This is a genomic window from Saprospira grandis DSM 2844, from assembly GCF_000275825.1.
Lineage (GTDB): Bacteria > Bacteroidota > Bacteroidia > Chitinophagales > Saprospiraceae > Saprospira > Saprospira grandis_A.
Map to the genome: position 1 here is coordinate 3,682,571 of NZ_JH719942.1, position 6,727 is coordinate 3,689,297.

A 6,727-nucleotide genomic window follows, 5' to 3' on the forward strand; every position below is an offset into this window, starting at 1 on the left:
GGCCTGCCGTGGGCCGATTTTCCCACTCCAAAATTATCCAATTACTTAAGAACAACTAGAACATGATAGAGAAGAAAACGGCTTGGATTCCAGCCGCCGCTGGCCGCCAATTGGCCCTAGATATTAGTTTTCCGAACGCCAGGGCGCCCAAAGCGGGCTGGCCGCTGCTCATTTTTGCCCATGGTTTTAAGGGCTTTAAGGATTGGGGCCATTGGAACGCCCTAGCCGAGGCCTTTGCGCAAGCGGGCTATGCTTTCCTCAAATTTAATTTTTCGCATAATGGCCTAGGGCCAAATCTAATTGATTTTGAGGACCTAGAGGCCTTTGGCCAAAATAATTATAGCAAAGAATGCTTTGATTTTGAGGCCGTACTCGATTTTGTCCAAAAAAGCGATTGGCCCATCCAAAAGACCACTCCTGTCCTCATCGGCCACAGCCGAGGCGGCCCCATTGCCGCCCTAACGGCCCTAAAAAGAGGGGCCAAAGCACTCATTAGTTGGGCCAGCGTACATGAACTAGATTATGCCTGGCAAGATCAAGCCTTTTTGGCCCATTGGAAAAAAGAAGGACGGCAGTTTATCCGAAATGGACGAACCAAGCAAAATATGCCCCTCGATTATCAACTTTATGAAGACTTTAAGGCCCATGAAGAGGCCTTTTGCCTTGGACCAAAATTAGCCGACTTATCTTGTCCCCATTTAATTGTACATGGCAGCCAAGACCCAGCAGTTTCCCTCACTTCAGCCCATTATTTAGATGAACATTCTCCCAAAGCAGAATTGCAGATTATTGAAGGGGCCGACCATGTTTTTGGCGGTCGCCACCCTTTTGCCGCAGGAGCCGAGCTGCCCCCGCATAGCCAAAAATTGCTGCAGGCTTGCCTTGGCTTTTTGGCCAAGCTTTAGGTCCTTGGGGAGGAGCGAAGCGACGACCGGCCTAGCGATGTGCAGCAGTGGCCGTAGGCCAGACCCAGGCGGCAAAGCCGCCGCAGGGCCGAGCAGAGCTGCGAGCTGCGAAACGTAGCGCCTGCCGCAGGCAGGAGGCCCCAAAAAACAGCAGAAAGTCATTCAGAAAAAGGCCCCGATTAAAACCAGCGATCATGAAAATACTCACCCTTTTTTTGCTGCTTCTGAGCAGTTCCATTATGGCCCAAACTTGGCCAAAAGCCTTTACTAATAGCCGTTGGAAATTTAGTTATGCCTGCGAGGCCGAAAGTCAGGATGTGCTTTTTCGGGCCGAGGAGGAGTACCAGCATTTTGTCTGGTTTAAGTATGATGAAACGGTGCATACCTACCTCAATGGGGCCTTGAGCAAGGACCGTTGGCGTTTGGCGGCTCCTTTTGACAAACTCTATTATAATTTTTCGCAGGTAGAGCATTGGAAAGTGGCCAATTATAATGCGCAACATCTGGTTTTGGAGTTTGAGTTGAATGGGGGAGAGGGCCGCTATCAGTACCATTTTATACGGATGAGCGAGGCCGAAACGCCTTTTTTTCGCTATGATTTGGGCCAATATCCAGAGGCGGTCGTCGAGCGGACGATTATGGGCAGCGATCCGCATCCTTATCGCTACCTCAAGGATGAGCCCGGCAAGCGGCGGATTCCAAAAGCGGGCAAAAAGGGCCAAATTCGCCCAGATTCGCCTTTGGATACCACCCCAAAATTTGAAATTGAATTGGTGGGCGGCGGATTTTATGGTCCACCCGATTTTGTGCGCAAAAACCAATTGACAATCAACTCAGAGGGCTTGGTAAAACGCAAATTGCAAAACGAACAGCAGGGCTTGCGGCTTTGGGAATCGCAGATTTCTCCGGCAGAACTCGAGCAATTGGTTGCGTATATAGAAAAAAAAGGGTTTTTTGAGTGGGAACAAATTTACCCCTGCCAAACGGCCAATTGTATGGACCGCCTCAAGGAAACGCCTAGGCCGGTGACCCTCAGTTTGGCCATTAGTAGAGGGCATAAGGGCCGCAAAATTGTGATGCTGCCCATTTATGCCGGCCCCGATGCCAAACAACAATATTTGAGCTATCCCAAAGCTTTGGACGATATTGTTCGCTTGCTCGAAAAAGTGGCCGTAGAAGAATAAACTGACAAAAATCTCAACTATGCATTATTACCAACTCGGAAAAATTCCGCCCAAACGCCATACTCAATTTCGCAAAGAGGACGGCAGTTTGTACCAAGAAGAACTCTTTTCTACCGAGGGTTTTTCAGATATTTACTCCAATATTTATCACCTTTATCCGCCCACCCAAATTAAGCAGTTGGGCGAGCCTTATTCGGTGGCCCCAAAACTAAAAAAGGACAATCAGCTCAAGCCCCGCTGCCTGATGGGCTTTGAGGTACAGCCTGAGGCCGATTATTTGAAAAGCCGCAAGGTGATTTTGGCCAATGAAGATTGTAAGGTGATTTTGGCCGCCCCCAAACAGTCCTTAACCGACTACTTTTTTAAGAATGCCGATGCCGACGAAATGATTTTTGTGCATGAGGGTAAGGGCGTACTCAAAACCCTTTATGGGCAAATTCCCTTTGGCTATGGCGACTATCTGATTATTCCGCGTGGAACGACTTATCAGATTGATTTTGAGGAGGAAAACAATCGCTTGCTGATCGTTGAATCTTATTCGCCCATTCGCACCCCCAAACGCTACCGCAATGAGTTTGGCCAACTAGCCGAGCATGCGCCTTTCTGCGAGCGAGATATTCGCAAACCGCAAGATTTGCAAACCCATGATGAGCAGGGCGAATTCAAGTTTTTTATCAAAAAACAGGACATTATTTATCCCTACACCTACCTCAATCATCCTTTTGATGCCGTGGGCTGGGACGGATATTGCTATCCCTACGCCTTTTCGATTCACGATTTTGAGCCCATCACGGGCCGCATTCATCAGCCGCCTCCCGTGCACCAAACCTTTGGTAGCCGCGGTTTTGTGATCTGCTCTTTTGTGCCTCGTTTGTTCGATTATCATCCGCAGGCGATTCCGGCCCCCTACAACCACAGCAATATTGATAGCGATGAGTTGCTCTATTATGTGGATGGCGATTTTATGAGCCGTAAACATGTCGAAAGAGGGATGATTAGTTTGCATCCGGCGGGCATTCCCCACGGTCCACATCCGGGCACTATCGAGAAGAGTATTGGGGCCAAAGAAACCCTAGAATTAGCGGTGATGGTGGATACTTTCCGCCCACTTTATATGACAGAAGAAGCCTTTGCCATTGAGCAGGGCGATTATTACAAAAGTTGGTTAACAGAGGATTAGAATAGGATTTGGGGCTGCCCCTTCCGCCGGGTTGAAACCCAGCGCAAAGCGGCATCGCTTTGCGAGCTTATACAAAATGAGGGTTAAAACCCTCATGAATTATTGCTCGGGTCGGGCTGTGTCAGGGCTCGCAGGTCTGCTCGGCCCATCGCTTTTTTCGCTTTGCTCAAAAAGCTCGGTCTGGCCTTCGGCCACCCTTATCCATCCCTCAGCCAGCGGGCTGCGCCCGCTTCTAGGTCCAAAATTGCTAAACAAATAACTATGGTTCCAGAAAGTCAACAACTGGGTTTATTTGACCTAATGCAGCATTTGCGGCGTTTGGTCAGTCTAAACTTGCCTCAGCCGCTTTGGTTGCGGGCCGAAATTGCTCAATTAAAAAAGAATCGTTCGATTTACTACCTCAATTTGATTGAGCAGGAAGAGCAGCGCCCAAAAGCCAAGGCCAAGGCCCTGCTATATGCCAGTAGTCGGCATCGGATTAGCAAAAAGCTAGGCGATACCTTTTGGAGCATCATGCGAGAGGGCCAGGAGGTCCTCATTAAGGTCCAAGCTCATTTTAGTGAGCAATATGGCTTTAGTTTAGAAATTTTGGACCTAGATGCTTCTTTTAGCATTGGCCAATTGGAGTTGGGCCGGCTCAACAACCTCAAACGCCTAGAACAAGAGCATTTAATTGAGCTAAACAAGGGCTTGGAGCTGCCTCATTTGCCGCAGCGAATTGCCATTATCTCGTCTAAGGAAGCGGCGGGTTTGCAAGACTTTTTGGAACAGCTCAATGCCAATAGTCAGCGCTATGCTTTTCGGACCGAATTATTTCAGGCGGCCATGCAGGGCCAGCAAATGCAAAAGGAAATTCGGGAACAGATTCGAGAAATTGAGGAACAAGAAGACCGTTTTGATTGTGTGGTCCTCATCCGTGGAGGAGGGGCCAAACTAGACCTCTATGGCTTTAACGACTATGAGCTTTGCCGAGATTTGGCGCAGTGCAGCCTGCCCGTGCTGACGGGAATTGGCCATGATATTGACGAAAGTCTAGCCGATTTGGTGGCTCATACGGCCTTAAAAACCCCTACGGCAGTTGCCGACTTTTTGGTCCATCAATTATTTTTGGCCGAGCAGCAGCTGGCCCTTTTACAGCAAGAGCTGCGGACTAGCGTACAAGGGCATATCCGTCGAGAGGAGCTGCGTTTAGAGCAATTGCACAGCCGTTTGCGTTTGAGTAGCCAAGAGCGCTTGCGTTTGGCCCAAAAGCAACTAGAGCATTTTGATAAGCAGTTGGAGCTCTTATCTCCAGACAAAGCTTGGAAACGCGGTTTTGCTCAATTGAGCAATGAAGAGGGCCAAATTATTCATAGTTGGACCGATTTGCAGGATGGGCAGCGACTGCGCCTAGCTCTAAAAGACGGCAGCAAATGGATTCGCATCAATATAGAAGCAATAGAAGATGAAACTGAAGGATAGTATTGCCTTGGTCACTGGGGCCAGTTCGGGCATTGGATATGCGGCGGCCTTGGCCTTGGCCAAAGAAGGGGCGCATTTGGTCCTACTTTGCCGAAATCCAGAAAAGGGAGAGGCGGCTATGCGGGCTATTGCCCAGGCTAGTCAAAACCCCAAAATTGACCTCTTATTGGCTGATTTATCTGATCAAGAATCGATTCGGAAAGTTGGCCAATATGCTAGAGAAAGCTATCCCAAACTAGACATCTTGATTAACAATGCGGGGGCTATTTTTCCTAAGCGCCGATTGAGTTTAGATGGTCTTGAGCAGCATATTGCGCTCAACCATATGGGCTATTTTCTGCTCACCCATCAGCTAATGGGCTTGCTTCGAGCTGGAGAGCGCAAGCAAATATTAAATCTTTCTTCTTCGGCCCACAAACTGGTTCGAAAGTTAGAGCTAGACAATTTGCAGGGAGAAAAGCGCTTTGGTCGTTTTTATCAGTATGGCTTGAGCAAGTTATTCAACCTCTATTTTACGCAGCAATTGGCCCAGCGTTTTGGTCCGGATGGTTTTGGCGTCAATGCCTTACATCCGGGAGTTGTGAATACTAATTTTTCGCAAGAGGGAAAAGGCTTTACGGCCTTTTTGTATCGTCATTTGGAGCGTTTTATGCGGCAGCCGGAGCAGGTTGGCCAGCAAATCCTCCAATTACTAACTGCTGATGAATACTTGCTCATTGAGGGGCAATATTTTACGCCCAAGGGAGCGGAGCAGCCTTCTGTCTTGGCGCAGGATCGGGCTTTGGCCGAACAAATTTGGGCGCGTTCTATGGATTGGGGCAAAATAGAGGAATATGGGATTTTGGACTAAGGGCAGCTTATTGGTTTTGGGCTTGGGGCATTCGGCCTTTTTGGGGGCCATGATTGGAGAAGAAGCCTTTTTTTTGTGGCCTATTTGGATCTTGTTAGTATTGGCCTATTATCTCAGTCATCATCGGGTACTGGAGTTGGGCCGTCTAGATTGGGCCGATAGTTTGGCAATTATAGTTGGGGCCTTGGGGGCCTTGGCCTTACAGCAAGAGTTGGGTGTGTCTGTGGTGATAGCCTCTGCTTTAGTGGGTTGTTTAGGCGCAATGGTCGATCATTTTTTTCAGCAAAAATGGGCCGTAGCACTTTATTGCGGCAGCTTTTTGGGCATGAGTCAATTGCCACTTTCTTGGCCCTATTTGAGTATGCTTGCCGCCGCTAGCTTTACCGCTTTATTGTATGGTTTTTCGGCCCCATATTTTAAGGGGGTGGGCGGTAAATTGGGCAGTTTGGCCTTTTTAGGCGTTTTATTGATGCAGTTAGTGGGCTTTTTATTGGGTTAGGGAGGTTTTTTGGGGCCTCCCGCCTTCGGCGGGCGGTTACTCCCGTTGGTCGTCGAACTGCGGACTAAAGTCCTTGTTGTCGTTTCGCGGCTCGCTGTTCGCTCGGCCCTGCGCGGGCTGCGCCCGCTTGGTCTGGCCTTCGGCCACCCCTGCACATCGGTTACTCCCGTTGGTCGTCGAACTGCGCCCTAAAGGGCTTGTTGTGGCCGTTTGGCCTTCGGCCATGGCGGCTTCGCCGCCTGCCATTCATCGCCTAGGGACAAGCCCCTAGGCTAACCCCATGGAGTCAGCCCTAAAGGGCCTCAACTGCTCATATAGCTGGCCTTGCTCATCTGCTTTTGGAGAGAAGTCCCATATCCAAAGGCCCTCGCAGAGGGCTGTCTGAAAAAGCTAGCCTAGAGGCTTGTCCCTAGGCAGCAAAAAGGGCAGACACAAAACTTCAATATTAGTCCCTCAACTTTTTCTTGGGAGTTTTGAAAAAGGAGAGATAAAGAAAACGTCTTTTGGCGGCAGGGTAGTTTTGGGCTGAAGCTTAATGGAAAGCTACAAGTAGAAAAAGCGAACAAGGACTTTAGTCCGCTAGTTCGCTCAGGTAACAACCCTGGGCTTCAGCCCAGGGCGGTAAGCATAGCCGCCTATTAGTCCCTC

General features: G+C 49.2%; 6 protein-coding genes. All 6 read left to right on the plus strand.

Annotation, left to right across the window (positions count from 1 at the left end; genetic code table 11):
• Positions 1-62: 62 nt before the first annotated feature.
• The 6 genes from SAPGRDRAFT_RS16465 to SAPGRDRAFT_RS16490 all read left to right on the plus strand — a co-directional run bounded on the left by SAPGRDRAFT_RS16465 (position 63) and on the right by SAPGRDRAFT_RS16490 (position 6,079).
• Positions 63-905 carry an alpha/beta hydrolase family protein gene (locus SAPGRDRAFT_RS16465; protein ID WP_002660381.1) on the plus strand — a complete coding sequence of 281 codons (843 nt, stop codon included), beginning with the start codon at positions 63-65 and terminating at the stop codon, positions 903-905.
• Positions 906-1,099: 194 nt separating this feature from the next.
• Positions 1,100-2,089, plus strand: a complete 990-nt coding sequence (locus SAPGRDRAFT_RS16470) for a hypothetical protein (RefSeq protein ID WP_002660382.1) — start codon at positions 1,100-1,102, stop codon at positions 2,087-2,089.
• A 19-nt stretch (positions 2,090-2,108) separates the two neighbouring features.
• Positions 2,109-3,269, plus strand: a complete 1,161-nt coding sequence (locus tag SAPGRDRAFT_RS16475; RefSeq protein ID WP_002660384.1) for a homogentisate 1,2-dioxygenase — start codon at positions 2,109-2,111, stop codon at positions 3,267-3,269.
• A gap of 261 nt (positions 3,270-3,530) precedes the next feature.
• Positions 3,531-4,730, plus strand: coding sequence for an exodeoxyribonuclease VII large subunit (gene xseA, locus SAPGRDRAFT_RS16480; RefSeq protein WP_002660385.1), 1,200 nt, complete (start codon positions 3,531-3,533; stop codon positions 4,728-4,730).
• On the plus strand, positions 4,714-5,580 hold the full coding sequence (locus SAPGRDRAFT_RS16485; RefSeq protein WP_002660387.1) for an SDR family oxidoreductase: 867 nt from the start codon (positions 4,714-4,716) through the stop codon (positions 5,578-5,580). Before xseA ends, SAPGRDRAFT_RS16485 begins: the two co-directional genes overlap by 17 nt.
• A complete protein-coding gene (locus SAPGRDRAFT_RS16490) occupies positions 5,564-6,079 on the plus strand; it encodes a hypothetical protein (RefSeq protein WP_002660389.1) in 516 nt (171 codons plus the stop codon). Before SAPGRDRAFT_RS16485 ends, SAPGRDRAFT_RS16490 begins: the two co-directional genes overlap by 17 nt.
• The last annotated feature ends 648 nt before the right edge of the window (positions 6,080-6,727 follow it).